We start from the raw sequence: 26,736 nt of genomic DNA, 5'->3' as shown, positions 1-26,736 counted from the left end.
GCCCACTAAGGTTGACGCTCGTGACCACCACCGCTCCTGACCCCCGCACCGTCGACCCCGGCCGTGCGGCCGTCGTCGCGGAGGGCGCGGGCGGGGTGCCCGACCGGCCCGCCCTCGAGGGCCTCGAGGAGCGCTGGGCGCAGCGCTGGCGCGACGACGCCACGTACGCCTTCGTGCGTCCGGACGGCGACCCGGCCGCGGCGCGCGCGCAGGTCTACAGCATCGACACCCCGCCGCCCACCGTCTCCGGCTCGCTGCACGTGGGGCACGTGTTCTCCTACACCCACACCGACCTGGTGGCGCGCTACCGCCGGATGACCGGCAAGCACGTCTTCTACCCGATCGGCTGGGACGACAACGGCCTGCCGACCGAGCGCCGCGTGCAGAACTACTACGGCGTGCGCTGCGACCCGACCGTCGCGTACGACCCGGGCTTCACGCCGCCGGCCAAGCCGGACCCCAAGAACCAGGTGCCCATCAGCCGGCGCAACTTCGTCGCGCTGTGCCACGAGCTGACCAACCTCGACGAGCAGGTCTTCGAGGACATGTGGCGCCGCGTCGGGCTGAGCGTGGACTGGTCGAGCCTCTACACGACCATCTCCGACGACTCGCAGGCCGTCGCGCAGAAGGCGTTCCTGCGCAACGTGACGCGCGGCGAGGCGTACCTCTCCGAGGCCCCGACGCTGTGGGACGTGACCTTCCAGACCGCCGTGGCGCAGGCCGAGCTGGAGGCCCGCGACTACCCCGGCGCCTACCACAAGGTGGCCTTCACCCGGGCGGACGGCGGCCCGGCCGTCATCGAGACGACGCGCCCGGAGCTGATCGCCGCCTGCGTCGCCCTGATCGCCCACCCCGACGACGAGCGCTACGCCGACCTCTTCGGCCAGACCGTGACCTCGCCGCTCTACGGCGTCGAGCTGCCGGTGCTCGCCCACGAGGCCGCCGAGCCGGACAAGGGCTCCGGCCTGGTCATGTGCTGCACGTTCGGCGACCTGACCGACGTGACGTGGTGGCGCGAGCTGCAGCTGCCGACGCGCGTGATCATCGGCCGCGACGGGCGCATCCTGCGCGAGCAGCCGGAGTGGGTCGCCGACGCCGCGACCTGGGAGGCGATCGCCGGCAAGACGACCTTCTCCGCCCGCGAAGCCGTGGTCGCCGCGCTGCGCGAGAACGGCGCGCTGCTGGGCGAGCCGACCCCGACGCAGCGCAAGGCGAACTTCTACGAGCGCGGCGAGAAGCCGCTCGAGATCGTCTCGACCCGGCAGTGGTACATCCGCAACGGCGGCCGCGACGCCGGGCTCAAGGCCACGTTCCTGGAGCGCGGCGAGGAGCTCGCCTGGACGCCGCAGCACATGAAGTACCGCTACGACAACTGGGTCAACGGCCTCAACGGCGACTGGCTGGTGTCGCGGCAGCGCTTCTTCGGCGTGCCGTTCCCCGTCTGGTACCCGGTCGGCCCGGAGGGCGAGCCGGACTACGCGCACCCGCTGCTGCCCGCCGAGGACCGGCTGCCGGTCGACCCGAGCAGCGACGTGCCCGACGGCTTCACCTCCGACCAGCGCGGCCAGGTCGGCGGTTTCGTCGCCGACCCGGACGTCATGGACACCTGGGCGGTGTCCTCCCTGACGCCGCAGATCGTGTGCGGCTGGGAGCGCGACCCGGAGCTGTTCGCAGCGACCTTCCCGATGGACCTGAACACCCACGCCCACGAGATCATCCGGACCTGGCTGTTCTCCCGCGTGGTGCGCGCGCACTACGAGAACCACTCGCTGCCGTGGACGCGCTCGATGGTCAGCGGGTTCGTCATGGACCCGGACCGCAAGAAGATGAGCAAGTCCAAGGGCAACGTCGTCGTGCCGACCGAGATCCTCGACCGGTACGGCTCGGACGCGGTCCGCTGGCGCGCCGCGAAGGCCCGCCCGGGTCTGGACTCACCGTTCGACGAGCGCGAGATGAAGGTCGGGCGCCGCCTAGCGCTGAAGGTGCTCAACGCGAGCAAGTTCGTGCTGGGCTTCGGCGTCTCGCCCGCCACCCTCGACCGCTCGCTCGTGACCCAGGCCGCCGACCGGGCGCTGCTCGTCGGCCTGGCCGGCGTGGTCGAGCAGGCCACCGCCGCCTTCGAGGCGTACGACTACACCGGCGCGCTCGACGTCACGGAGACGTTCTTCTGGGCCTTCTGCGACGACTTCCTCGAGCTGGTCAAGGAGCGCGCGTACGGAGCGCAGGGCGAGGAGGCCGCGGCGTCCGCGCGTGCGGCCCTCGGGCTCGCGCTGCACACCCTGCTGCGGTTGCTCGCGCCGATCATGCCCTTCTGCACCGAAGAGGTCTGGTCGTGGTGGCAGGAGGGTTCCATCCACCACGCCGCCTGGCCCAGCGCCGGTGAGCTGAGCGTCGACGGTGACGCCGCGCTGCTCGACGACGTGGCCGTGGCCCTCGCCGCCGTCCGGGGTGCGAAGTCCTCGGCCAAGGTCTCGATGAAGACCGAGGTCGCGCGGGCCGAGCTCAGCGGCCCGGCCGCTGCCCTGGACCGCCTCCGGCCCGTCGAGCCCGACCTGCGCGCCGTCGGCCGCATCACGGGCGACGTCACCTGGACGCCGTCGGACGCGCCGCTGGGCGTGGCCGTGGAGCTCGTGCCCGCGGAGGGCTGAGCCCTCCCGCTGCTCCTCGTCTACTCCTCGTCGCCGGGCGGGACGGCTCCGGCCGTCCCGCCCTGCTCGAGGTCCTGCTCACGCTCCTCGTCCGCGTCCGCCGGACCGAGGTCCTGCACGCCCGGGATGTCGGCCGCTCCGCCCTCGATCAGACCGCCCGGGTGCTCGCGGTCGAGGCCCTCGCGGGGGTCGGGTTCGGTCACGGCTGCTCCTACGGTCGTGCGGGGTGGTCGGTCCATCCTGTCAGGCCGGTGCTCTCACGCGACGTCGATGAGCACCTTGCCGACCGCGCCCGACTCGACGGCGTCGTGCGCCGCCGCGGTCTCCTCCAGCGGGAAACGGAGCAGCGGCAGGCCGTGCTCCTCGCCGACGCCGAGGACGCCGTCCACCAGCGCGGCGGTGATGTCCTCGGCCGCGACCTGCAGGGCGTCCTCGCCGACGGTGTAGAGCAGCAGGCCCTGGAACCGCAGGTTGCGGGCGAAGAACGGCCGGACGTCGAAGGTCACGCTGTCGCCGCCGTCGTTGGCATACACGGCGATGGTCCCGTGGTTGTTGAGCACGGCGAGGTCGAGCGCGGCGTTCGGGCCGGGGGCTACCTCGGCCACGACGTCGATGCCGCCGGGCGCGACGCGCTGGATCTCGGACGCGGCGTCGGAGGTGCGGTAGTTCACGACGTGGTGCGCGCCGGCCGCCGTGGCCAGCGCGGCCTTGGCGTCGCTGCTGATGGTGGTGACGACCGTGGCCCCCGCCCAGCGGGCGAGCTGGATCGCGGCGTGGCCGACGGCGCCCGCTCCCCCGGCGACGAGGACCGTACGGCCGGCGAGCCCGCCCGGGTGCAGGCGCGTCGGGCCGTTCTCGGCGACGGTGAGCGCGCGGTGCGCGGTCATGGCCGGGACGCCCAGCGCGGCGCCGACGTCGAAGGAGATGCCGTCGGGCAGGCGCACGACGTGCTCGACCGGAACGGTGACGTACTCCTGCGCGGTGCCGCTCGGGCGCTGGTGCTGGGACAGGAAGATCCACACCCGGTCTCCCACCTCGAGCTGCGGGTTGAGCTCGGCCGCCTCGGGGCTGATGGCGTCCACCGTCCCGGCGCCGTCCTGGTTGGGCGTCACCTCCGCGAACGGCAGGTCGTCGCCCGGTCGCGCACCGCGGCGCGACTTCCAGTCGGTGGGGTTGACGCCGGAGACCGCGATGTTCACGCGGACCTCGCCGGGGCCGGGCTGGGGCACGGGACGCTCGACCAGCTCGAGGACGGACGGGTCGCCGGTGGTGCGGTAGACGATGCTCTTCATGTCTGGCACAAGTCGGGTCGGCCGTGACTTCTTCCCGCCTAGGATCGGCGCGTGCCGCTCTCCGACTTCACCGCCACCTCCCTCACCGGCGTCGAGACCCCGCTGTCGTCGTACGACGGCCAGGTCGTCCTCGTCGTCAACACCGCCTCGAAGTGCGGTCTGACGCCCCAGTACGAGGGGCTCGAGCAGCTCTACCGGGAGCACAAGGACGAGGGCCTCGTCGTGCTCGGCTTCCCCTGCGACCAGTTCGCGCACCAGGAGCCCGGCACCGCGGAGGAGATCGCCGAGTTCTGCACGATGAACTACGGCGTCAGCTTCCCGATGTTCGCGCGGATCGACGTCAACGGCGAGGACACGCACCCGCTGTTCCGCTGGCTCAAGGAGGAACGTTCCGGCCTCCTCGGCGGCGCGATCAAGTGGAACTTCACCAAGTTCCTCGTCGGCCGCGACGGCGAGGTCATCGACCGCTTCGCCCCCACCACCACGCCGGACAAGATCGAGCCCGACATCGAGAAGGCCCTTCGCGCCTGACGGCGACTGAGGCGGCCAGCTCCCGGAGCTCTCACCTTTCCCGCAAAGTGGTCGCTCCCGAACCCGGGAACGGCTGGATCAGGGCTGCACGCGACCACTTTCCGGGGAGAGCGGGTGCCGGTCGTCAACAGGACAGGCGCGCTCACCCCTTCGTCGTCCACAGACCGTGCCGCGGGCGGCACGCCAGGCGGACCCCGCGACCAGACTCCGGGGTGGACCTTCCTGTTCGTGGCCGAGCTCCGGGCTCCGCCTGGCGACCGGTCTCGCGGGGTCTGTGGGCCCCACCCGCCGACGACGCTGACCGGCTCGGGGAGCTGCGCGCCTGGTCCTTGGTCCTGCCGGCGGCGTCCGCCTTCACCCACCTGACCGCTGCCGAGCAGTACGGCTGGTGGCTCCCGAGCAGCCCGGCGCACCCGGTCTTCGCTGCGATGCGACGCTGCGACCCCCGACCGCGCCGTCCAGGCCTGCTGGTCTGCCGGCACCCGCGATCGTTCGGCTTCACGCTGCGCGACGGGATCCGGCTCACGACTCCCGCCGAGACGATCCTGGCGGCGACCCGCGACCTGGGCGTCCTGGACCTCGTCGTCCTCGGCGACTCCGCTCTCCGCCTCGGGCACGTCACGACGACGGAGCTCGCGATCGTCGCCGGGCAACGGCGTCGGGGTGCGCCGCTGCTGCGCGAGGTCGTCCCTCTGCTCGACAAGCGCAGCGAGTCGACCTGGGAGTCGATCATGCGGGTCCTCCACGGCGCCGCCGACATCCCGGTGGAACCGCAGCACCCGGTGCACGACGACGACGGCAGATTCCTCGCCCGCGCCGACTTCAGCGTGGTCGGCACCCGACGGCTGCACGAGTACAACGGCTCCGACCACCGGACGCCGGAGGTGCAGGACGCGGACCTCCGGCGCTAGCGCCTGCTCGACGCTAGCGGCTGGGAGCGGTTCGGCTACACCTCCCGCCACCTGCTGAACGAGGGCGCGGCGATCATCCGCCAGACCGACGAGCTGCTGGGGCGGTCCTGGGACGCCGCCCGGCTACGTCGCTGGGAGGATCTGCTGAACAGCTCGATGCTGCGCCCTCCCGGGCGCTCTCGAGCCCTGGGCCACTGGCGACGAGCACTCAGCCAGCAGGAAAGTGGTCGGCCCGGGCCCGTCCGACCTTCCGATCGGGGCCCGGGGTGACCACTTTCCGGTTGAGGTGCGGCAGAGGAGAGGAGGCGGCTAGGCCGACTTCTCGCGGCGCTCGCGCTTCGCGAACTTCTCACGGGGCACGAGGGTCGGGAGGACCGCGTCGCGGACGACCTCGCCGGTGATGACGACCTGGGCGACGTCCTCGCGGCTGGGCACGTCGTACATGACGTTGAGCAGGACCTCTTCGAGGATCGCGCGCAGGCCGCGCGCTCCGGTGCCGCGCAGCAGCGCGAGGTCGGCGATGGCCTCGACCGCGTCCGGGGTGAACTCGAGGTCGACCCCGTCGAGCTCGAAGAGCTTGCGGAACTGCTTGACCAGCGCGTTGCGGGGCTCGACGAGGATGCGGATCAGCGCGTCGCGGTCGAGCGGAGCGACGGAGGCGATCATCGGCAGGCGCCCGATGAACTCGGGGATCAGTCCGAACTTGACCAGGTCCTCCGGACGCACGTCGGCGTACGGGTCCTCGCTGTCCGGCTTGCGCGAGGTCAGATCGTTGTTGAAGCCGAGCGGCCGCTTGCCGACGCGCGAGGAGACGATGTGCTCCAGCCCGGCGAAGGCCCCGCCGACGATGAACAGCACGTTCGTCGTGTCGATCTGGATGAAGTCCTGGTGCGGGTGCTTGCGCCCGCCCTGCGGCGGCACCGAGGCCGACGTGCCCTCGAGGATCTTGAGCAGCGCCTGCTGCACGCCCTCGCCGGAGACGTCGCGGGTGATGGACGGGTTTTCGCTCTTGCGGGCGATCTTGTCGACCTCGTCGATGTAGATGATCCCGGTCTCGGCCTTCTTGACGTCGAAGTCCGCGGCCTGGATGAGCTTGAGGAGGATGTTCTCGACGTCCTCGCCGACGTAGCCGGCCTCGGTGAGCGCGGTGGCGTCGGCGATGGCGAACGGCACGTTCAGCATCTTGGCCAGCGTCTGCGCGAGGTACGTCTTGCCGCAACCGGTCGGACCGATCAGCAGGATGTTGCTCTTGCTGAGCTCGACGGTGTCGTCCTCGCCGCGCCGGGCCGGGGCGTTGGCCTGCGCCTGCACCCGCTTGTAGTGGTTGTACACCGCGACCGCGAGGGCCTTCTTGGCGTTGCCCTGGCCGATGACGTAGCCGTCGAGGAACTGCCGGATCTGGTGCGGCTTGGGCAGCTCGTCGAGCAGCCCGACCTCACCGGTCTCGGAGAACTCCTCCTCGATGATCTCGTTGCACAGGTCGATGCACTCGTCGCAGATGTAGACCCCGGGGCCCGCGATCAGCTTCTTGACCTGCTTCTGGCTCTTGCCGCAGAACGAGCACTTGAGGAGGTCGCCGCTCTCTCCGATCCGGGCCACGCCGTCTCCTCACTTCGCTGCACCAGTGGCACAGTCGTGCCCGTCCGGGGGTGTTCGTGGTCCCCACACCCTAAGCCCCGGACCGTCCGGATGGGGGGAGAAATCGCCTGGCCCCGGCCGCGCACGAGGCGCGACCGGGGACGACGCGGCTCAGGCCGGGACGGCCTTGAGCGAGGTCAGGATCTCGTCGATGATGCCGTACTCGAGCGCCTGCTCGGCGGTGAGGTACTTGTCGCGCTCGATGTCGCGGCTGACGTCCTCGGTCGACTTGCCCGTGTCGGTGGAGAGCATCTCCTCCATGAGCGAGCGGATCCGGAGGATCTCGCGGGCCTGGATCTCGATGTCGGACGACTGGCCGTAGCCGCCCTCGGTCGCCGGCTGGTGGATGAGGATCCGGCTGTTCGGCAGCGCGAGCCGCTTGCCCTTGGTGCCGGCCGCGAGGATGACCGCCGCCGCCGAGGCCGCCTGGCCCAGGCAGACCGTGCGGACGTCGGGCTTGATGTAGCGCATCGTGTCGTAGATCGCCGTCAGCGCGGTGAACGAGCCGCCGGGGCTGTTGATGTAGATCTCGATGTCGCGGTCGGCGTCCATCTGCTGCAGGCAGAGCAGCTGGGCCATCACGGCGTTCGCGATCTCGTCGCTGATCGGGGTGCCGAGGAAGATGATGCGGTCCTCGAACAGCTTGGTGTAGGGGTCGATGCGCCGCATCCCGTAGGACGTGCGCTCCTCCCACTGCGGGATGTAGTAGTCCATCTGCGGGGCGAACGGCTGCCCCTCGGCGAACGGCGCGCCGAACTTCTGGCTCATCGGTGTTCCTTCGTTCGTGGCGGGGCGGTCAGGAGTTGGGCGCGTCGGCGGCGTCGGGGATCTGCGCGGCCGAGGCGTACACGCGGTCGATCTGCCCGTACGCCAGCGCCTCCTCCGCGGTGAACCAGCGGTCGCGGTCGGAGTCGGCCTCGATCTGCGCCAGCGTCTGGCCGGTGTGCTCGGCGATCAGCTTCTGCATGACGTTCTTGATGTGCAGCGACTGCTCGGCCTGGATCCGGATGTCGCTCGCGGTGCCGCCGAGGCCGCCGGACGGCTGGTGCATCATGATCCGGCTGTGCGGCAGGGCGTAGCGCTTGCCCTTGGTGCCGGCGCAGAGCAGGAACTGCCCCATCGAGGCCGCGAGGCCCATGGCCACGGTCGCGACGTCGTTGGAGATCCAGTTCATCGTGTCGTAGATCGCCATGCCCGAGTCGACGGAGCCGCCCGGGGAGTTGATGTAGAGGTAGATGTCCTTGTGCGGGTCCTCGGCGTTCAGCAGGAGCATCTGCGCGCAGATCGCGTTCGCGTTCTCGTCGCGCACCTCGGAGCCGAGGAAGATGATCCGGTTGGCCAGGAGCGACTGGTAGACGTTGTCGTCAAGCCCGATGCCGCCGCGGGCCGCAGCCCGGGGGATGTCGACCGCGGAGCGGGGTCCGTCGAAGGAGGCGTTCACGGAGCCGAACCTACCCGGCGGCACCGACGTTTCGGGTGGGCCTGCACGGGTGTTCGCTTTGGGCGCAGTGGGCGGAGGCACCCTCCCGAGAAGGCCGGAGGGCGGCCCGGTCTGCTGACCGGAACCGCCCTCGGCACCCGTGCGACGACGAACGGTGGTGCTCCCCCGAGCCGCTCCCCGACCGTCGCGCCTGGGCCACACCAGTGTGCCGCGCCAAGCGCGACATCGGCTCAACGACCTCTCAGACTTGCGTCAAGGTCTGCCCTGCCGCGCCGGGCGGACCGGCTTCAGGACTGCTGCTGCTCCTGCTCGTCCTGCTGCTCGCCCTGCTCCTGCGGGTCGGCGGCCTCCTGAGCGGCGGACTGCAGGGCCGCCTCCACGGCGGCGTCCTGGGCGTCGTCCTCGGGCGTGCCGAGCGAGCCGTCCTCGCGGACCGAGGCGAGGTCGACGCGGTCACCGTTCGAGTCGGTCACCGTGGCGGCCTCGACGACCGAGGCCAGCGCCTTGCCGCGCCGGATCTCGACCATGTACTCCTCGATGTGGTGCGGGTGCTCCTGCAGGTGCTCCGCGATCTGCTGCGGGGCGGTGCCCTCGGCCTGGGCGCGGCGCAGGATGTGCTGGGTCAGGTCGTTCTGGTCGACACCGATCTCGGAGCCCTCGGCGATCTTGTCGAGGACCATCTGCGCCTTGAGCGACTGCGTCGCGCGGCGCTCGACGTCGGCCCAGAACTCCTCCTCGGTCTGGCTGTCCTCGCTGTCGGCGAGGTACTGCTCGAGGGTGAGCCCGGCCTGCGCGAGCTGGCCGGTGATCTGCTGGCGACGGCCCTGGAGCTCGGACTCGAGCAGGTTCTCGGGCACGGCCACGTCGATCGAGTCGACGAGCGCCTCGAGGACGGCGTCGCGGGCCTGCGTGGCCTGCTCCAGGCGCGCGGCGTTCGTGGCCATCGTGGCGATGCTGGCGCGCAGCTCGTCGATGGTGTCGAACTCGGACGCCTCCTGGGCGAAGTCGTCGTCGACCTCGGGCAGCTCCTGGCTCTGCACCTTGGAGACCGTCACCTCGATGTCGGCCTCCTCGTCCTTGAGCGGACCGCCGACCAGGGTGGAGCGGAACGTGGCCGAGCCGCCGGCCGACAGGCCGGTCACGGCCTCGTCGAGCCCGTCGAGCATCTGGCCGGAGCCGAGGGTGTACTCGACGTCGGTCGCGCTGCCGTCCGGCAGCGCCTCGCCGTCGTTGCTGGCGACCAGGCTGAGGGTGACGAGGTCACCGTCCTCGGCGCCGCGCTCGACCGTCGTACGGCTGCCGAAGCGGCGGCGCAGCACGTCGAGCTGCTCGTCGACCAGGGTGTCCGGCACCTCGAGCGCGTCGACCTGGACCGAGATCTGGGAGGGGTCCGGCACCTCGAAGTCGGGGCGGACGTCGACCTCGGCGGTGAACTCGATGAGGTCGCCGTCCTCGAGCTTGGTGACCTCGACCTCGGGCTGGGCCAGGGGCGTCAGGGCGTTCTCGGTGACGGCCTCGCCGTAGAAGCGCGACCAGGAGTCGTTGAAGGCCTCCTGGATGACCACGCCGCGCCCGAAGCGCTGGTCGATGACCATGGGGGGCACCTTGCCCTTGCGGAAGCCGGGGACGTTGATCGAGCGCGCGATGTCGGCGTACGCCTTGTCCAGGCTGGGCTTGAGGTCGGTGAACGGGACCTCGACGGTGATCTTGACCCGCGTGGGGCTGAGCTGCTCGACGGTGCTGGGCACGGTGGTGGGACTCCTGGAAGGTCTGGGCTGGCGTCCGGGACGACGTGCGGTCGTGCTCCGGCTCGACGGTCCAGCGTACGGTGGCGCGCCCAGCGCGCACCAATCCGGCCACCCCGAGCCCCACCACCGGGGCGCCGGGCGCTCAGCGGGCGGCCCCGTCCCCGTTCACCGAGCCCGAGGCCGCCGCCGACGTGAGCCCCTGGCTGACCCGCCCGGCCGACCGGGCGACCAGCGCCTCGAGGTCGAGCCCCGTCGCCGACTTGAGCATCTGGAGCGTCTGGGTGACGTTGTCGGTGACCTGGCGCGGCAGCGCACCGGCGCCGTCGGAGGAGATGACGGTGAGCTGGTCGATGGCGCTGATCGGGGCAGCCACCTCCTTGGCGATCTGCGGCAGCACCTCGATCAGCATCTGCAGGACGGCGGCCTCGTTGTAGTTCGCGAAGGCCTCGGCGCGCTTGTTCATCGCCTCGGCCTCCGCCTGGCCGACGGCCAGCGTCGCGGCGGCGTTCGCCTCGCCCTCGGCCCGGGTGGCCTCGGCCTCGGCCACGCGGCGGGCCTTGGCCGCCTCACCGCGCTTGGCGCCCTCGATCGCCTCCGCCTCGGCGAGCGAGGAGCGGCGCGCGCGCTCGGCCTCACCGGTCAGGCGGTCCTCCTCGGACTTGGCCTGCGCGGCCGCGATGGTGGCGGCCTTGCGCGCCTCGGCGGCGGAGATCTGCGCGTTGCGGGCGGCGGCGGCCTCCTGCTCCACCTTGTAGCGGTTGGCGTCGGCGGGCTTGCGGACCTGCGTCTCCAGCTGGCGCTCGGTCAGCGCGGCCTGGCGCACGGCCACCTTCTCCTGCTCGAGCAGGATCGCCTGGTCGCGGTCGGCCTGCGCCAGCGGACCGGCGGAGGCGGCGCGGGCGGCCGCGGCGTCGGTCTCGGACTTGATCTCGGCCTGGCGCAGGGCCAGCTGGCGCTGGGCGACGGCGATCTCCTCCTCCGACTTGATGCGCGCCTGCTCGGCGGCCTGGCGGGCGTTCGCCTCCGCGATCGCGGCGGTCTGCCCGATGCGCGCGGCCTCGGGTCGGCCCAGGTCGGCCAGGTAGCTGCCGTCGTCGGTGACGTCCTGGATCTGGAAGGTGTCGAGGATGAGGCCCTGGCCGGTGAGCGAGTTCTCGCTCTCGTCGGCCACACGCTGGGCGAAGGCGGCCCGGTCGCGGATGATCTGCTCGACGGTGAGGCCGCCGACGATCGAGCGCAGCGCGCCGGCGAGCACCTCCTGGGTGAAGGGCTCGATCTCGTTCTGCTGGGAGAGGAAGCGCTGGGCGGCGAGGCGGATCTGGTTGGCATTGCCGCCGACCTTGACGATCGCGACGCCCTCGACGTTCAGCTTGATGCCCTGGCCGGACACGGCGCCGCGGATCTGGACCGAGATCCGCCGGCTCGACAGGTCCATGGTCGCCAGCCGCTGCACGAAGGGGATCACGAACGACCCGCCGCCCAGCACGACCTTCTGGCCCGACAGGTCGGTCGTCAGCTGGCCGGTCTCGGGGTTGAGGACCGCCTTGCCCTTGCGTCCCGTGACGATGAAGGCCTGGTTGGGCCCGGCGACCTTGTAGCGGCTCGTCACGAGGAGCACGAGCAGGACCACCAGGACGACGAGTCCGGCGATCGGGTAGAGCAGGTCGGGCACGGTCACGGCTGGCCTTCCGGTGAGGGCGTACGGGTGGTTCGTGGGCTGGGTCGTCGGCCGGTTCGAGGGCTGGGCGCTGGATGGAGCGGTCAGGTGGGTGCGTCCAGGGTCGCCGGTCCGAGGGTCATGCGAGCTCGGGGTGCACGGGGGTCACGGCGACCGCGGTCGGCGAGAGCACGGCGGTGACGTAGACCTCGGTGCCGACCTCGACGGGCTGGTCGGCGCGGGCGTTGAGCTGCAGGGAGTGACCGCCGACCTGGACCCGGACGACGCCGAAGCCGCCGACGGGGATGCCGGTGACGACCTTGGCGTCGCGCCCGACGGTGTCCCCGGTGGTCACGGTGGCGTCGCTCCCGCTGCCGCGGACGAGGCGCGTCAGCCAGCCTGCGAACCAGGCGAACCCGACGCCCACGACCACGCCGACGCCGATCGAGAGGCCGAGCGGGGCGCCGAGGCCCTCGCTGAGGGCCGCACCGAACCCGAACGCGGAGACGAAGCCGCCGATCACCGCGCTGGAGAAGACGTCGGACGGTAGGGCGTCGAGGATCCCGTCGAAGAGGTCGCCCAGCAGCAGCGAGATGCCGAGCAGGACGAGCCCGACCACGCCGAGGACCAGGAAGACGGTCACCTGGTCTCCTTCCGGCGCGACGCGCGCCCCGCACTTCGTCCGACGTCCGCATCGTAGGGGTTCGCGGGTGCGCGCAGGCGGCTTCGGGGCGGTGTCCGGCTACCGTCGCCCGGTGCCGACCTTGATCCACCTGAACGGACCCCCCGGGATCGGGAAGTCGACGCTCGCCGCGCTGTGGGCGGAGCGCCACCCGGGGACGCTCGACCTCGACATCGACCAGCTGCACCCGCTCATCGGCGGCTGGCAGGACCCGGCGCAGGACACCCACGCACTGGCCCGCCCCCTCGGCAAGGCGTTGGCGGCGAGCCACCTCGGGGCCGGTCACGACGTCGTCATGCCGCAGAACATCACCCGGCTGAGCGAGGTCGAGGCGTTCGAGGCGATCGCCCACGCCCACGGCGCGTCGTTCCGCGAGGTGGTGCTGCTCGACGAGCGCGAGGCCGCGCTGGCGAGGTTCGCCGACCGCACCGACGACTCGGCGTGGAACCGGCACAACCGCATCGTGGTCGCAGCGCTGGGCGGGGACGCCTTCCTCGGGCAGATGTACGACGCGCTCCTCGAGGTCCTCGCGCAGCGCCCGTCGGCGGTGGTCCTCCGCAGCGCCCCCGGTGCGGTCGAGGAGACGTACGCCGCGCTCGAGGCGGCACTGGCCGACCCAGCAGCCGACGGCTAGCCCGGCGGTTCCCGTGGCCAGACCGTGCGGTAGTGGCCGCCCCTGGTCATGGTCGCGATGCGGTGGCAGCTCGCGCACCGGACGTCGCACTTGGCGATCTCGTCCAGGATCCGTTCCCACGCGAGCCCCATGCCGACCATGGCGGAGACGTTCGCGGACTTCTGCGTCCCGTCACGATGGTCGAACTCCAGCACACGGCCGTCGGACGTGCCGCAGTCGACGCAGGGACGGGTGCGCAGTAGGTCTCGAGCCGCCCAGCCGCGGCCGCCTTCCGTCGCTGGTTGTCCTCCCGGACGCGCGCGATGTGCCGCTCACGGTGCTGCTGGTAGTGCGCGGCCTGATCGGCGCATGCAGGTACGGCACGACGCCTGGAAGCCGTCTCGACGAGCGGCGTTGCGGTTGAACTCGGAGAGCGGCTTCGTCTCGCCGCAGCGGCCGCAGCGCTTTACCCCAGCGAGGCTAGGGCCGGCCTCCGACAAGAACCGGTCTCGAAGAGCGGGTGACGGGAATCGAACCCGCGTGGCCAGATTGGAAATCTGGGGCTCTGCCATTGAGCTACACCCGCACGACCCCGACGCGAGGGCCGGGCCGGAACTCTACCGGTCGGGGCGACAGGACTCGAACCTGCGATCTTCTGCTCCCAAAGCAGACGCGCTAGCCACTACGCTACGCCCCGCTCGCCCGGGTTCCGCTGGCTGCGGCGCGACCGGGCGACGCCTGAGTCTACGGGTCCCGCGGCGCGCTGCCCGATCAGGAACGGCTCAGGCTTTCGCCGTCGCCACCACGGCTCCGCCGATCCGTCGGTGCGGGCCCGACTTCTCCCGTAGCGTGCCGGACGTGGCGGGGGCACGGTGGTTGGTCACGGGCGGAGCCGGGTACATCGGCGCGCACGTCGTGCGCTCGCTGCTGGCGTCCGGCCGGACCCCGGTCGTGCTCGACGACCTCTCGACCGGCCTGGACGGGCGCGTGCCCGCGGGCGTCGAGCTCGTCAGCGGCTCGGTGCTCGACGAGGACCTCCTCACCGACGCGCTCGCCGAGGTCGACGGCGTCGTGCACCTGGCGGGCAAGAAGTCGCCGACCGAGTCGGTGGCCGACCCGCTGCGCTACGCCCGCGAGAACGTCGGCGGCGTGGTCAGCCTGACCGCGGCCCTGCGGCGCGCGGGCTGCGCGCGGGTCGTCTTCTCCTCGAGCTGCTCGGTTTACGGCACCCCGACCACGGCCTCGGTCGACGAGGACGCGCCCACCACGCCCGAGAGCCCGTACGGCGACTCGAAGCTCTACGGCGAGCGGCTCCTGCACGCCGCCGGGGAGGCGTACGGGCTGGGCGTGGTCAGCCTGCGCTACTTCAACGTGGTCGGCGCCGCCGAACCCGCCCTCGCCGACACGGGCGCGCACAACCTGGTCCCGCTGGTCGTCCGCGCGGTGCTCGAGGGGCGCCGGCCGCAGGTGTTCGGCGACGACTGGCCCACGCCGGACGGCACGTGCGTGCGCGACTACGTCGACGTGCGCGACGTCGCCGACGCCCACGTGGCCGCGGCTGCGGCGCTCGAGCGGGCCCCGAGGCTCGCGGCCTACAACGTCGGCCAGGGCACCGGCAGCAGCGTGCTCGAGGTGCTCGCCGTGCTGCGGGAGACGAGTGGTGCCGACTTCGGCCACGACGTGCTGCCGCGCCGGCCGGGCGACCCGGCCGCCGTCGTCGGGCGGGTCGACCGCATCGCCGCGGAGCTCGGCTGGACCGCCCGCCACGACCTGCGGGCGACGCTCGGCTCGGCCTGGCGCGCCGCCACCGCCGTCCCGGCCTCCGCGTCGCGGTGAGCGGCCCAGCGCCGGCCGCGCCTGCCTGGCGGGAGAACGGCGGCCGCGACGGCCTGCGCGAACCCGTCCTGGCGGCCCTGTGGCGCGCCCGCGACCTCGTGTGGTTCTTCGTCCTGCGCGACCTGCGCGTGCGCTACAGCCAGGCGGTCCTCGGTGTGGTCTGGGTGCTGCTCCAGCCGGCGGCCACCGTCGTCGTCTTCACGTTCGTCTTCGCGCGCCTCGCCCGCGTCGGGAGCGACGGCATCCCGTACCCGCTCTTCGCGCTGGCCGGGATGGTCGTGTGGACGTACTTCTCCGGCGCCGTCTCACGCGGGTCGGAGGCGCTGGTGGGCAACCCCGAGCTCGTGACCAAGGTCAGCTTCCCCCGGGTGGCCGCCCCGGCGGCTGCGGTGCTGTCGCCGCTGGTCGACCTCGTCGTGTCGCTGGCGCTGCTGGCCGTCCTGCTGCTGGTCTACCGCCGCTCCCCCGGCTGGGCGGTCCTGGCCACGCCGCTGTGGCTCGTGCTCGTCGTCCTCGCCGCGCTGGGCACCAGCCTGTGGCTGTCCGCGCTCAACGTCCGGTTCCGCGACGTCAAGCAAGCCCTGGGCCCGGTGCTGCAGGTGTGGCTGTTCGCCAGCCCGGTGGCCTACCCGAGCAGCGCGCTCGAGGGCGGGACCGCCCTGCTCTACGCGCTCAACCCGATGGTCGGGGTCATCGGGCTCGCGCGGTGGTCGCTGCTCGGTGGCCCTTGGCCCGGCTGGCCGCTCGCCGTCTCGTCCGGCGTCGTCCTCGCCGTGCTGGTGAGCGGGGCCGCCTACTTCCGGCGCGCCCAGCGTGAGTTCGCGGACGTGATCTGAGTGCTGCGCGTCGAGCTCGAGCACGTGAGCAAGCGCTACCGGCTGGGGCACCGGACCAACCTCCGTGAGGCGATCACCGCCGCGGCGTCGCGGCCGCTGCACGGGCGCACCAGCCGCGACGAGCTGTGGTCGCTGCGCGACGTCAGCCTGTCGGTCGGCGACGGCGAAGCCCTGGGCATCCTCGGCCGCAACGGGGCCGGCAAAAGCACGGTGCTCAAGATCCTCGCCGGCATCACCGCCCCGACGTCGGGCGTCTCCCGCACCCGCGGGCGGGTCGCCCCGCTGCTCGAGGTGGGGACCGGCTTCCACCCCGAGCTGACCGGCCGCGAGAACGTCTACCTCAACGGCGCGGTGCTCGGCATGTCCCGGCGCGACATCACCCGACGGTTCAGCGAGATCGTCGAGTTCTCGGGCGTCGAGCGCTTCCTCGACACGCCGGTCAAGCGCTACTCCAGCGGCATGTACCTGCGGCTCGCCTTCTCGGTCGCGGCTCACCTCGAGCCGGACGTGCTCGTCGTCGACGAGATCCTGGCGGTCGGTGACGCGGAGTTCCAGCGGCGCTGCCTCGGCCGCATGCAGGAGGCCGAGCAGGAGGGCCGGACGCTCGTGTTCGTCAGCCACGACCTCGACTCGCTGGCCCGGCTCTGCCCGCGGTCGGTGTGGCTCGACGCCGGAGAGGTCCGCGAGTCGGGTCCCAGCTCGGAGGTGGTCCGCCACTACCTCGCCGACGGTCTCGCGCAGGGCGCGGCCGGCCGGGTGCTGAGCGCCGGCCCGGTCACGGTGCACCGGGTGGACGTCCGGACCGACCAGGCGCCGGCGGGGTCGCCCCTCCTGCGCGACGACCCGCTGGTGGTCGAGGTCGACCTCGAGCTCGACGAGGAGCTGCCGGGCGTCGACCTGGCGCTGTACGTCAGCGACACCCGCTCCGTCCGCATCCTCGACGAGGCGCTCAGCGACCGCACGCCTGGCGTCCTGCACCGAGGACGCCAGCGCGTACGGCTGCGGGTGCCCCCGATGCTCAACGTCGGCGACTTCACCGTCGGGCTGTGGGTCGGCACCGCCCACGAGGACCTGGTGGACGAGCCGGCGGCAGCGACGTTCAGCCTCCACGGCCACGACCGCGGACGCCCGGACCGCGTCGTGGTCGCCGACCTGCCCTTCGAGGTCGAGCCGGCCTAGCCCGCGCGACCGGCCAGCGTGCTGAAGCCGAGACCCCGTGCTCGGACCGCCGCGACCACCCCCGCGAGCGCGGTGACGGTCTGGGAGCGGTCGAGCGCGCGGACGTCCCAGGGCTGCTCGACCCAGTCGTGCAGCAGGACCACGTCCCGCTCCCCCGCTGCACCCGCCACCTCGGCCACGAGGTCGCGCTGCGCCTCGGGGTGCCAGTCCTGCGGGTCGACGCTCCACAAGACGGGCGGCGTCCCGGCCCGTCGCAGCTGGAACGCGCGCGGCAGGTCGATCCAGCCCCGAGGTGGCCGGAAGAGCGCCACCGGCCCGCCGAGCGCGTCCTCGACCGCAGCGTGGCCGCGCCGGTAGTCGGCCGCGAGCACGCGCAGCGGCGTGACCTGCGGGTCGGGGTGGGTGTGGCTGTGCGAGCCGACGGCGTGGCCCTCGGCCTGGGCGCGCCGCACCAGCTCCGGGTGCCGCTCGGCGTTGCGGCCGACGCAGAAGAAGGTCGCCGGCACCCCGAGCTCGGCCAGCACGTCCAGCACCCGGTCGGTGGACCCCGGTCGCGGCCCGTCGTCGAAGGTGAGGGCAACGGTTCCGGGACCGGTGCGACGGACCGACCCCGCGAGGGCGTCGAGGAGCCGCCAGCGCCACGCCTGGCGCCGCCCGTCCAGCCGCCGGATCAGCCCGCGCACGGCTTGTCGGCGCGCACGGCGACCAGGACGGGGAACTGGGGGTCGACGGTGTCGAGCTCACGTCGGCGCAGCTCGCCCGCCGCCAGACCCTCCAGGAAGGACACCGCGGACAGGACGTTGCCGTACGAGGTCACCTGCACCTCCCCGTCTCCGAACACCTCGCCGACGAGCCGGCGGGCGGAGTAGGGCGTCAGCGCCCAGGACCAGGTCCCCGCCCAGCGGTCGGCGCTGAGCGGGCTGATGCCCGGCACGGTGAGGAGCAGCGTGCCGCCCGGTGCCAGCAGCCGGTGGAGCGTGCTCATCGCAGCGGCCATGTCGTACACGAGGTGCAGCGTCTGGGTCACCACGAGGCAGTCGAACGCTTCGGAGGGCAGGTGCGCCGACGCCTCCAGGTCGCCCAGGTCGGCCACGAGGGTCGTTCCCGCGATCGTGCCGTCCACGTTGAGCACGTCGCTGCGGCTCACCCGCGGCCCGCCGAACTGCCGCGTGTAGCCGTCGTCGCCCACCTCGAGGACGCGACCGGCGACGAGCTGCGCGTGCTCGGCCAGGAAGCGCTCGATGTAGTAGCGGTCGACGGGCAGACCCCGGTCGTAGCCGAACTGCCGGCTCACGGGGTCCAGCCGGCGCAGCGGCCAGACGTCGGCGAGGCCAGGGCGCGGCGTGCGGCGCGCCAGGCCCCGCAGGCCGCGGCGCACGAGTGGGCGGACCGGGCTCGGCACGACCCGGCGCAGGCGCTCCCGTGCGCTGACCGGCTGAGGCAGCGCGTCGTACGGCCGCAAGGCACCGGCCAGCTGGTCGCGCAGCTCGCGGTGCTCCGCGTCGTCGACCGCGAGCTCCGGGCGCTCCACCAGCCATCGGACGAAGGCCTCGTGGCTGCTGCTCGGTCCCCCGGGGTCGTACGTGCCCTCGCGCTGCGCGACCGCGGTGCTCGACCAGTCGTGCCGGCGGTAGCGAGCCGTGCGCGTGCCGCTGATCACGCAGGTCTGCGTGAGGTAGAGCTTGGCGAGCAGGACCTGGTCCTCGAAGAGGGCCGTGAAGGCGTCGTCACCGCCACCGACCTCGTGCAGCACGTCACGGCGCACGAGCAGGCTGCAGGTCGGGGTGCTGTAGGCGCCCCGGCGGAGCACGGCCGAGAGCATCCGCGGGGGCGGCACGGACGTGCCTGGCGGCCACGGCAGCGGAGACCAGCGGTCCTCGGCGTCCGCGTCCTTCCAGCTGTACCAGTCGAGGGCCCGACCGCAGACGAACGAGGCCTCGGGGTGGTCGGCGAGCAGGGCCACCTCGTGGGCCAGGTGGCCCGGGTCCCACACGTCGTCGGCGTCGAGGAACGCGACGACCTCGCCGCGGGCGGCGGCGATCCCGAGGTTGCGGGTGGCGCTCATCCCGCGGTGGGCGTGCCCGGGGTGGTCGAGGTAGCGGACCCGGGCGGGCTCGGCGTCCGCCCGCCGGCGCGCCGTGGCTGTGCTCGCGTCGGTCGACCCGTCGTCGCACAGCAGCAGCTCGAGGGCCGGGTGCGTCTGCGCCAGCACGCTGTCGATGGCCGCGTCGAAGAAGCGCTCCGCGTCGCGGAAGATCATCACGACCGAGACGAGGGTCGGGGCCGGGTCCACGCCACCAGCCTCGCACCTCCTCGCGGCCGGCGAAGGCGGTCCGGGGAGGACCTCAGGACCCGATGAAGAGTTCCGCGAGAGTTTTCCGCTCGACCACTCAGCGTCCGTGGTCGCGATTACAGTCGAAGTCCCGACGCCCTGGTGCGCGGCGGGCCCGTGGTCGGGGGACCTGCGGGTTGGGGGGAGGACTTTCTCGTGCCGGACCAGAGCGCAGCACCTGCGCGCCGCGTGCTCGTCACCGGCGGCGCCGGCTTCCTCGGCTCCCACCTCACCCGCCTGCTGCTCTCGGCCGGCCACCGGGTGACGGTGGTCGACAACTTCTCGACCGGCACCCGCGCCAACCTCGCCCACCTCGCCCACCTCGACGCCCTGACGGTGCTCGACCACGACATCGAGGTGCCGCTCGACCTCGAGGTCGACCAGATCTACCACCTGGCCTGCCCCGCGTCTCCCGTGCAGTACCAGCGCGACCCGGTGCGCACGCTCAAGACCTGCGTGGTCGGCTCGTTCAACGTCCTCGACCTGGCCCGCCGCACGGGCGCGACGGTCCTGCTCGCCTCGACCTCCGAGGTCTACGGCGACCCCGCGGTCCACCCGCAGGACGAGGCGTACTGGGGCAACGTCAACCCGATGGGCCCCCGTTCCTGCTACGACGAGGGCAAGCGGTGCGCGGAGGCGGCGTTCTTCAGCTATCGCGAGCAGCACGGGATGCCGGTCAAGGTCGCGCGCATCTTCAACACCTACGGCCCCGGGATGCGGGCGGACGACGGGCGCGTGGTCTCGAACTTCGTCGTGGCGGCGCTGCACGGCGAGCCCCTGCGCGTGCTGGGCGACGGATCCCAGACGCGGTCGTTCTGCTACGTCGACGACCTGGTCGACGGCCTCGTGCGCCTCATGGAGACCCCCGAGGACGTGACGGGCCCGATCAACCTCGGCAACCCGGACGAGCACACGGTCCTCGAGCTCGCCGAGATGGTCATCGCCCTCGCCGGCGCGCCGGGCGCGCACCTCGAGCACGGGCCGCTGCCCGTCGACGACCCCACCCGGCGCTGCCCGAACATCGAGCGGGCGCAGTGGGTCCTCGGCTGGAAGCCGTCGACCACCCTCGGCGAGGGGCTGGCGGCGACCGTCCGCTGGTTTCGCGAGCGCGCCGCGTGATGCAGCCCGGTACGCCGGTGGACAGCACAGCCGGCGTTCCCGCCGACGTCACCGTCGTCATCCCGACGCACAACCGTCGGGAGCTGCTGCACCGCACGCTGCGCTCCGTCCTCGCCCAGACCGACGTCGACCTGACGGTCCTGGTCGTGGACGACGGCAGCGTCGAGGACGTGACGCCGAGCGTCGAGGCGCTGGGCGACCCGCGCGTCACGGTGCTGCGCCACCCGCAGGCGCGCGGCGTCTCGGCCGCCCGCAACACCGGGATCGCCCACGCCACGACGACCTGGCTGGCCTTCGTCGACGACGACGACGTATGGGCGCCGACCAAGCTGCGCGCGCAGCTCGACGCCCTCGGGGCCGTACCGGACGCGCGCTGGGCGGTGACCGGCGCCGTCGACATCGACCTGGCGGGCCGGATCTCGGGCTGGCACCTGCCCCTGGACGTGCGAGACCTCGCGGCTCCGCTGCTGGTGCGCAACCACGTGCCCGGAGGGGGCTCTGGGGTGCTGGCGGCGCGCGACCTGGTGCTGGCGGTCGGCGGCTTCGACGAGGCGATCTCGAACCTCGCCGACTGGGACTTCTACACCCGCCTCGCGCTCGCCTCGCCGGTCGCGGCCTCGATGCACTTCCACATCGGCTACCTGGTCCACGCCCAGGGCATGGCTCACGACGTCCAGCGGTCCGAGACCGAGTACGCCTACCTCGACGTCAAGTACGGCCACGAGCGCCGGCGCCGCGGCGTCGCGCTCGAGCAGGTCGACTGGCGCCTCTACCTGGCGAACCTGGCCTACAACGCCGACCGGATCGCCACCGGCATCCGCCTGCACGCCGAGCTCGTCACCCGCTACCGGCGCTGGCGCTCGCTCCGCACGATCGCCCTCGGGCTCGCCCCGAAGGGGGTTCGGCACCGGCGCGCAGCCGGCTGGGTGTCGCCCGCCCCGAGCCCCGACGTGGAGGCAGAGGCGCGCGCCTGGCTGGCGCCCTACGCCGCCGGGGTCCCCACCCCCGCCTGAACTCCCGTCGGCGCTGCCGGCAGCACGTGCTCGGCGTGCGTGTCGGTGCTGAGGCAGAGCGAGCAGACGTACGCGTCGTGGGCGGCGCAGGCGGCCATGTCCGGACGCTCGTACGACTGCCCGCAGACGTGGCAGTCGAGGGTGACGTCCGAGGGGTTGCCGAAGTCGTCGAGCATCGGCAGGGCGATGCCGTCGTCGGTGCGGCGCAGGTACCAGCGGCCGCGCGTCGCGAGGGCGAGCACCGGCGGCAGCACCAGGGCCAGGACGATGGCGACGAGCGGCGAGAACGGCTGCAGCGCGGCGCCGAGCCCGCCGAAGAAGCACACGATCGACACGCCAGCGGCGACCAGCATCGAGCCGAACCCGACCGGGTTGACCGCGTAGAGCATCCCGCGGCGGAACTCCGGCTGCTTGGGCGACAGCTTGAGCACGTACTTGTTGAACGTGATGTCGGAGGCCACCGTGACGATCCAGGCCATGCCGCAGTTGGCGTAGAAGCCGAGGATCGTGTTGAGGAAGTCGAACATGTTCGCCTCCATCAGCACGAGCGCGATCAGCAGGTTCACCGCGAGGAACACGAGGCGACCCGGGTAGCGCTTCGTGACGCGCGTGAACGAGTTGGTCCAGGCCAACGAGCCCGAGTACGCGTTCGTGACGTTGATCTTGACCTGGCTGATCACCACGAGCACGACGGCGAGGCCGAGCGCGACCGGCGCGGGGACGATGTCGGCGTAGATCTCGAGGAACTGGTGCACCGGCTGGTTCGCGACGGCGGCGCCGCCGGCGACGTTCGCGATGATGTAGACGGCCAGGAACAGCCCGATCACCTGCTTGATCGCGCCGAACACCACCCAACCGGGCCCGGCGATGATCATCGCCCGCCACCACCTGCCCGCGTTCTCGGGCGTGCGCGGCGGCATGAACCGCAGGTAGTCGATCTGCTCCGCGATCTGGGCGATCAGCGACAGGCACACGCCGGCGGCGAGCATCACCGACCCGAGGCTGGGCGCACCCTGGCCGGACTCCCCCTGGTACGCGAAGAACGACCCGACCGACTCGGGGTGGCTGACCAGCAGGTAGACGAACGGGATGACCATCAGCACCAGCCAGAGCGGCGTGGTCCACAGCTGCAGCTTGGAGAGCACCTTCATCCCGTAGACGACGAGCGGGAAGATGATCAAGGTGGACACGGCGTAGCCCGCCCAGAGCGGCACCCCGAGCCCCAGCTGGAGCCCCTGGGCCATGATCGAGCCCTCGAGGGCGAAGAAGATGAAGGTGAACGTCGCGAAGATGACGTTGCTGACCACCGAGCCGTAGTAGCCGAACCCGCTCCCCCGCGTGATCAGGTCGAGGTCGAGGTTGTAGCGCGCCGCGTAGTACGCGACCGGGAAGCCCGTCAGGAAGATCACCACGGCGAAGACGGCGATGCCCCACAGGGCGTTCGTGGTGCCGTAGGAGATGCCGATGTTCGCGCCGATGGCGAAGTCGGCGAGGTAGGCGATGCCGCCGAGCGCGGAGACCGCGACGACGCCGGTCGACCACTTCCGGTAGTGCCGCGGGGCGAAGCGGAGGGTGTAGTCCTCCAGCGTCTCCTTCGTGGCGCCGGCGACCGGTGCGTCGAGGCCGGGCGGCGCCTGCGTCGCGGCGTCGGTCAGGCCGGGGCTGAGCTCCTGGGTCATCGTGCGCTCCTGACGGGAGGGGTCGCGCACGAGCCTGGCGAGGACGCGTTCCGGTCAGGTTTCGTCGAGGTTCAGAATTGTTGCGGCCCTCGCACGTGCGAACGCCCGCCCGGCTCCCCCGAGGAGGGGTGCCGGACGGGCGCTGCGACGAACGGGACCCGCGTCAGTCCGGGATGTAGTCGAACGTGTCCGGGTTCGGACCGGTACGGCCCTTCTCGCCCTGGTCGAGGGCGCTGATGAGGGCGAGGTCCTCGGCGGTCAGGTCGAAGTCGAAGATCTCGAAGTTGGCCTGGATCCGCTCGGGCGTCACCGACTTGGGGAACACGACGTGCCCCAGCTGGACGTGCCAGCGCAGCGTCACCTGCGCGGTGCTCTTGCCGACGCGCTCGGCGATGGTCTTGATCGTCGGGTCGTCGAGCACCCCGCCCTGCGCGATCGGCGACCAGGCCTCGGTCGCGATGCCGTGCTCGGCGCCGTACGCGCGCACCTCGTCGTTGGTGAAGAACGGGTGCACCTCGACCTGGTTCACCGCGGGGATGACCTCGGTCTCGCGGGCCAGGCGGCGCAGGTGGTGCGGGGTGAAGTTGGAGACGCCGATCGAGCGGGCGCGGCCCTCGCGGTAGAAGCCCTCGAGGGTCTTCCACGTCGAGACGAAGTCGCCGTCGTAGCGCGTGGGCAGCGGCCAGTGGATGAGGAACAGGTCCACGTGGTCGGTGCCGAGCTTGCTCAGCGTCTGGTCGAAGGCGCGGCGGGCCGCGTCGGGCTCGTGGAAGCCGTTGTTCAGCTTGCTCGTGACGAAGACGTCGTCGCGGTCGAGGCCCGAGGTGCGGATGCCCTCGCCGACCTCGGCCTCGTTGCCGTACATCTCGGCCGTGTCGATGTGGCGGTAGCCGATCTCGAGCGCGGTCCGCACCGCCTGCGCGGTGTCGGCCGGGTCGATCTGGAACACGCCGAAGCCGAGCTGCGGGATCGTGCGGCCGTCGTTCAGGGAGACGTCGGGGACGTCGGGCATACGGAGAGCTCCTTGGTTCGGGAAGCACGGCGCCGGCGTTCGGAGCCGCACCCGCCCAACCTAGTGCGCGGTGCGCGCCCACCTCCAGGGTGGGCGCGCACCGTCGGTCCTGCGACCCCGCTCAGGCCTGCCCGGAGACCCGCGCGTAGGTGGGTCGGATCTCGTCGGCACGCCGCTCGGCGTCCTGGCGCGAGGACTCCGGCACCGCCGAGGTCGACAGCACCACCATCGAGTGGCCGGCGACCTTGTGCCGCGTGCGCGAGCGCCACGGGTTCACGCCCGGGTCGACCGCGCCGTCGGCGGTGTTGAGCCGCACGGTCCAGCTGTCGCCGTACGCCTTGACCGGGGTGGTGAAGGTGATCGGGTCGGCGCTGGCGTTGAACATCAGCAGGAAGTGGTCGTCGCTGATCCGGCGGCCGAGGTTGTCCGGCTCGGGGATGGCGTCGCCGTTGAGGAACACCATGAGCGACTGCGAGTAGCCCGTGTCCCAGTCGGCGTCGTTCATCTCGGTGCCGTCCGGCTTGAGCCAGACGATGTCGCCCAGCGAGCTCTGCCCGCCGTGCGTGGCGTCGCCGGCGAAGAAGCGGCGCCGGCGCAGCACCGGGTGGGCCTTGCGCAGGGCGATCGCCCCCGACGTGAAGGCGAGCAGCCCGCGCTGGTCCTCGTCGAGGTCCCAGTCGACCCAGGAGATCTCGTTGTCCTGGGCGTAGACGTTGTTGTTGCCGCCCTGCGTGCGCCCGAGCTCGTCGCCGTGGGCCAGCATCGGCACGCCCTGGCTGACCATCATCGTGGTGATGAAGTTGCGGATCTGCTGCAGCCGCAGCCGCTTGATCGCCGGGTCGTCGGTCGGGCCCTCGACGCCGCAGTTCCAGGAGCGGTTGTGGCTCTCGCCGTCGTTGCCGCCCTCGCCGTTGGCGTCGTTGTGCTTCTCGTTGTACGACACCAGGTCGCGCAGCGTGAAGCCGTCGTGGGCGATCACGAAGTTGATCGAGGCCGTCGGGCGCCGGTCGGAGTGGTTGTACAGGTCGCTCGACCCGGTGATGCGCGAGGCGAACTCCCCCAGCGCCGCCGGCTCGCCGCGCCAGTAGTCGCGCACGGTGTCGCGGTAGCGCCCGTTCCACTCGGTCCACAGCGGCGGGAAGTTGCCGACCTGGTAGCCCCCGTCGCCGAGGTCCCAGGGCTCCGCGATCAGCTTGACCTGGCTGATGACCGGGTCCTGCTGGATGATGTCGAAGAACGCGCTCAGCTTGTCGACCTCGTGGAACTGGCGGGCCAACGTCGCGGCGAGGTCGAAGCGGAAGCCGTCGACGTGCATCTCGAGCACCCAGTAGCGCAGCGAGTCCATGATCAGCTGCAGCACGTGCGGGCTGCGCATGAGCAGGCTGTTGCCGGTGCCGGTGGTGTCGTAGTAGTGCGCCGCGTCGCCGTCGACGAGGCGGTAGTACGAGGCGTTGTCGAGCCCGCGGAACGCGATGGTCGGGCCCATCTCGTTGCCCTCGGCGGTGTGGTTGTAGACGACGTCGAGGATGACCTCGATGTCCGCCTCGTGCAGCGCCTTGACCATCGCCTTGAACTCGGTCGTCTGCTGCCCGCGCTGCCCGGAGTTGGCGTACGCGTTGTGCGGAGCGAGGAAGCCGATCGTGTTGTAGCCCCAGTAGTTGGTGAGGCCCTGGTCGACCAGGTGGCTGTCCAGGACGAACTGGTGCACGGGCAGCAGCTCGACCGCCGTCACGCCGAGCGACTTGAGGTGGTCGATCGTGGCCGGGTGGGCCACGGCCGCGTACGTGCCGCGGATCTCCTCGGGGATCTCCGGGTTGGTCATCGTGAGGCCCTTGACGTGCATCTCGTAGATGACCGACTCGTGGTACTGGTGGCCCGGAGGACGGTCGTGGCCCCAGTCGAAGAACGGGTTGATGACGACCGAGAGCATCGTGTGCTCGCGGGAGTCGTCGGCGTTGAACGCCTCGTGGTCGTCGAAGTCGTAGCTGAACAGCGCCTGGTCGCCGTCGATCATGCCCTCGATCGCCTTGGCGTACGGGTCGAGCAGCAGCTTGGCCGGGTTGGCGCGCTGGCCCTTGTCGGGGTCGAACGGGCCGTGCACCCGGAAGCCGTAGCGCTGGCCGGGCTGGAGGCCGGGCACGTAGCCGTGCCAGACCGAGCCGTCGACCTCGATCAGCTCGATCCGGGTCTCGTTGAGGTCGTCGTCGAGGAGGCAGAGGTCGACGCACTCGGCCACCTCGGAGAACACCGCGAAGTTGACGCCGGTGCCGTCGAACGTCGCACCGAGCGGGTAGGGCCTACCAGGCCAGAGATCCATGTTCACCTTCGGTTCGGGACGCGCCCGAGGAGGGCGCGCTCGTCGGCCGGGCCACCTCCTCGAGGCCCGGCGCACTGCGGAGGAATGGTGCCACAGGCACCCACCGGTCCGGCGGGGCCGAACCGGGCGGCCCCGGACGGCTCCCGGGCAGCACCGGTCCACGCCGGGTCGGCACACGGGACCCCACCTGGACAAGGAGCTGGTGGGAGCGCCCGTGGACATCGCCCCCACCAGCCGCGTGAGCAGGCGTCG

Annotated in this window: 23 protein-coding genes and 2 tRNA genes; 9 read left to right on the top strand and 16 right to left on the bottom strand. The window is 71.9% G+C overall.

The features are described 5' to 3' along the window. The first annotated feature begins 95 nt into the window (after positions 1-95). The gene (valS, locus tag BMY04_RS06165) at positions 96-2,648 is read left to right on the top strand and encodes a valine--tRNA ligase (protein ID WP_232506180.1); all 2,553 of its coding nucleotides are present in this window, start codon (positions 96-98) and stop codon (positions 2,646-2,648) included. Positions 2,649-2,668: 20 nt separating this feature from the next. Here the strand turns inward: valS and BMY04_RS06160 are convergent, their stop codons facing one another. Both BMY04_RS06160 and BMY04_RS06155 read right to left on the bottom strand, forming a co-directional pair. Then, entirely contained in the window at positions 2,669-2,851 is a 183-nt protein-coding gene (locus tag BMY04_RS06160) for a hypothetical protein (RefSeq protein WP_091178247.1), read from the bottom strand. Between the two features lie 54 nt (positions 2,852-2,905). Then, a complete protein-coding gene (locus BMY04_RS06155) occupies positions 2,906-3,940 on the bottom strand; it encodes an NADPH:quinone reductase (protein WP_091178246.1) in 1,035 nt (344 codons plus the stop codon). Positions 3,941-3,991: 51 nt separating this feature from the next. Between BMY04_RS06155 and BMY04_RS06150 the strand changes: the two genes are divergently transcribed. Continuing rightward, positions 3,992-4,471, top strand: coding sequence for a glutathione peroxidase (locus BMY04_RS06150; RefSeq protein WP_091178245.1), 480 nt, complete (start codon positions 3,992-3,994; stop codon positions 4,469-4,471). 329 nt (positions 4,472-4,800) lie between these two features. After that, a complete protein-coding gene (locus BMY04_RS06145) occupies positions 4,801-5,382 on the top strand; it encodes a hypothetical protein (RefSeq protein WP_091178244.1) in 582 nt (193 codons plus the stop codon). 309 nt (positions 5,383-5,691) lie between these two features. Here the strand turns inward: BMY04_RS06145 and clpX are convergent, their stop codons facing one another. The 6 genes from clpX to BMY04_RS06115 all read right to left on the bottom strand — a co-directional run bounded on the left by clpX (position 5,692) and on the right by BMY04_RS06115 (position 12,509). Beyond that, positions 5,692-6,981, bottom strand: a complete 1,290-nt coding sequence (gene clpX / locus BMY04_RS06140; protein ID WP_091178243.1) for an ATP-dependent Clp protease ATP-binding subunit ClpX — start codon at positions 6,979-6,981, stop codon at positions 5,692-5,694. Between the two features lie 150 nt (positions 6,982-7,131). Next, the gene (locus BMY04_RS06135) at positions 7,132-7,734 is read right to left on the bottom strand and encodes an ATP-dependent Clp protease proteolytic subunit (protein ID WP_091178548.1); all 603 of its coding nucleotides are present in this window, start codon (positions 7,732-7,734) and stop codon (positions 7,132-7,134) included. Between the two features lie 82 nt (positions 7,735-7,816). Then, the gene (locus tag BMY04_RS06130; protein WP_408630441.1) at positions 7,817-8,461 is read right to left on the bottom strand and encodes an ATP-dependent Clp protease proteolytic subunit; all 645 of its coding nucleotides are present in this window, start codon (positions 8,459-8,461) and stop codon (positions 7,817-7,819) included. 287 nt (positions 8,462-8,748) lie between these two features. Further along, positions 8,749-10,209, bottom strand: coding sequence for a trigger factor (gene tig / locus BMY04_RS06125; RefSeq protein WP_091178242.1), 1,461 nt, complete (start codon positions 10,207-10,209; stop codon positions 8,749-8,751). 142 nt (positions 10,210-10,351) lie between these two features. Beyond that, the gene (locus BMY04_RS06120; RefSeq protein ID WP_198409962.1) at positions 10,352-11,887 is read right to left on the bottom strand and encodes a flotillin family protein; all 1,536 of its coding nucleotides are present in this window, start codon (positions 11,885-11,887) and stop codon (positions 10,352-10,354) included. A gap of 118 nt (positions 11,888-12,005) precedes the next feature. After that, positions 12,006-12,509, bottom strand: coding sequence for an NfeD family protein (locus BMY04_RS06115; RefSeq protein ID WP_091178241.1), 504 nt, complete (start codon positions 12,507-12,509; stop codon positions 12,006-12,008). Between the two features lie 112 nt (positions 12,510-12,621). Between BMY04_RS06115 and BMY04_RS06110 the strand changes: the two genes are divergently transcribed. Then, entirely contained in the window at positions 12,622-13,182 is a 561-nt protein-coding gene (locus tag BMY04_RS06110) for an AAA family ATPase (RefSeq protein ID WP_232506134.1), read from the top strand. Here BMY04_RS06110 and BMY04_RS06105 read toward each other — a convergent pair. The 3 genes from BMY04_RS06105 to BMY04_RS06095 all read right to left on the bottom strand — a co-directional run bounded on the left by BMY04_RS06105 (position 13,179) and on the right by BMY04_RS06095 (position 13,858). Beyond that, positions 13,179-13,376 (bottom strand): hypothetical protein, encoded by a 198-nt coding sequence (locus BMY04_RS06105; RefSeq protein ID WP_091178239.1) that lies wholly within the window; start codon positions 13,374-13,376, stop codon positions 13,179-13,181. The two genes, BMY04_RS06110 and BMY04_RS06105, sit on opposite strands and share 4 nt — an antisense overlap. A gap of 300 nt (positions 13,377-13,676) precedes the next feature. After that, positions 13,677-13,747 (bottom strand) — tRNA-Gly (locus tag BMY04_RS06100). A 38-nt stretch (positions 13,748-13,785) separates the two neighbouring features. After that, positions 13,786-13,858, bottom strand: a tRNA-Pro gene (locus tag BMY04_RS06095). Positions 13,859-14,019: 161 nt separating this feature from the next. Between BMY04_RS06095 and galE the strand changes: the two genes are divergently transcribed. The 3 genes from galE to BMY04_RS06080 are packed head-to-tail and all read left to right on the top strand — an operon-like array spanning position 14,020 to position 17,012. Then, positions 14,020-14,997, top strand: coding sequence for a UDP-glucose 4-epimerase GalE (galE, locus tag BMY04_RS06090; RefSeq protein ID WP_091178545.1), 978 nt, complete (start codon positions 14,020-14,022; stop codon positions 14,995-14,997). After that, the gene (locus BMY04_RS06085) at positions 14,994-15,833 is read left to right on the top strand and encodes an ABC transporter permease (RefSeq protein WP_170854019.1); all 840 of its coding nucleotides are present in this window, start codon (positions 14,994-14,996) and stop codon (positions 15,831-15,833) included. The genes galE and BMY04_RS06085 overlap by 4 nt, the downstream gene beginning before the upstream one ends. Continuing rightward, the gene (locus BMY04_RS06080; protein ID WP_091178237.1) at positions 15,834-17,012 is read left to right on the top strand and encodes an ABC transporter ATP-binding protein; all 1,179 of its coding nucleotides are present in this window, start codon (positions 15,834-15,836) and stop codon (positions 17,010-17,012) included. Here the strand turns inward: BMY04_RS06080 and BMY04_RS06075 are convergent. Continuing rightward, positions 17,009-17,695 carry a polysaccharide deacetylase family protein gene (locus BMY04_RS06075; RefSeq protein ID WP_091178236.1) on the bottom strand — a complete coding sequence of 229 codons (687 nt, stop codon included), beginning with the start codon at positions 17,693-17,695 and terminating at the stop codon, positions 17,009-17,011. The genes BMY04_RS06080 and BMY04_RS06075 overlap by 4 nt on opposite strands. Continuing rightward, entirely contained in the window at positions 17,683-19,305 is a 1,623-nt protein-coding gene (locus BMY04_RS06070; protein WP_091178235.1) for a glycosyltransferase, read from the bottom strand. Before BMY04_RS06070 ends, BMY04_RS06075 begins: the two co-directional genes overlap by 13 nt. Positions 19,306-19,500: 195 nt before the next feature. Between BMY04_RS06070 and BMY04_RS06065 the strand changes: the two genes are divergently transcribed. Together BMY04_RS06065 and BMY04_RS06060 are read left to right on the top strand one after the other, a co-directional pair. After that, entirely contained in the window at positions 19,501-20,463 is a 963-nt protein-coding gene (locus tag BMY04_RS06065; protein WP_091178234.1) for a UDP-glucuronic acid decarboxylase family protein, read from the top strand. 17 nt (positions 20,464-20,480) lie between these two features. Beyond that, positions 20,481-21,476, top strand: a complete 996-nt coding sequence (locus BMY04_RS06060) for a glycosyltransferase family 2 protein (protein ID WP_170854018.1) — start codon at positions 20,481-20,483, stop codon at positions 21,474-21,476. Here the strand turns inward: BMY04_RS06060 and BMY04_RS06055 are convergent. From BMY04_RS06055 to glgX, 3 genes are all read right to left on the bottom strand, one after another. Then, positions 21,446-23,155 (bottom strand): purine-cytosine permease family protein, encoded by a 1,710-nt coding sequence (locus BMY04_RS06055; protein WP_232506133.1) that lies wholly within the window; start codon positions 23,153-23,155, stop codon positions 21,446-21,448. The genes BMY04_RS06060 and BMY04_RS06055 overlap by 31 nt on opposite strands. A 163-nt stretch (positions 23,156-23,318) precedes the next feature. Continuing rightward, the gene (locus BMY04_RS06050) at positions 23,319-24,167 is read right to left on the bottom strand and encodes an aldo/keto reductase (RefSeq protein WP_091178232.1); all 849 of its coding nucleotides are present in this window, start codon (positions 24,165-24,167) and stop codon (positions 23,319-23,321) included. Positions 24,168-24,288: 121 nt separating this feature from the next. Further along, entirely contained in the window at positions 24,289-26,484 is a 2,196-nt protein-coding gene (gene glgX, locus BMY04_RS06045) for a glycogen debranching protein GlgX (protein WP_091178543.1), read from the bottom strand. Between the last annotated feature and the right edge of the window lie 252 nt (positions 26,485-26,736).

The organism is Microlunatus flavus (assembly GCF_900110855.1).
GTDB classification, from domain to species: Bacteria; Actinomycetota; Actinomycetes; order Propionibacteriales; family Propionibacteriaceae; genus Microlunatus; species Microlunatus flavus.
The sequence above is the reverse complement of the archived record's forward strand: the minus strand, read 5'-3'. Positions and strand labels throughout refer to the sequence as shown.

What these genes read in the sequence shown, in the direction of transcription:
- BMY04_RS06055 (WP_232506133.1), bottom strand. Translation starts at nt 23,155, where the DNA reads ATGACCCAGGAGCTCAGCCCCGGCCTGACCGACGCCGCGACGCAGGCG.
- BMY04_RS06050 (WP_091178232.1), bottom strand. Translation starts at nt 24,167, where the DNA reads ATGCCCGACGTCCCCGACGTCTCCCTGAACGACGGCCGCACGATCCCG.
- BMY04_RS06155 (WP_091178246.1), bottom strand. Translation starts at nt 3,940, where the DNA reads ATGAAGAGCATCGTCTACCGCACCACCGGCGACCCGTCCGTCCTCGAG.
- BMY04_RS06135 (WP_091178548.1), bottom strand. Translation starts at nt 7,734, where the DNA reads ATGGACTACTACATCCCGCAGTGGGAGGAGCGCACGTCCTACGGGATG.
- glgX (WP_091178543.1), bottom strand. Translation starts at nt 26,484, where the DNA reads ATGGATCTCTGGCCTGGTAGGCCCTACCCGCTCGGTGCGACGTTCGAC.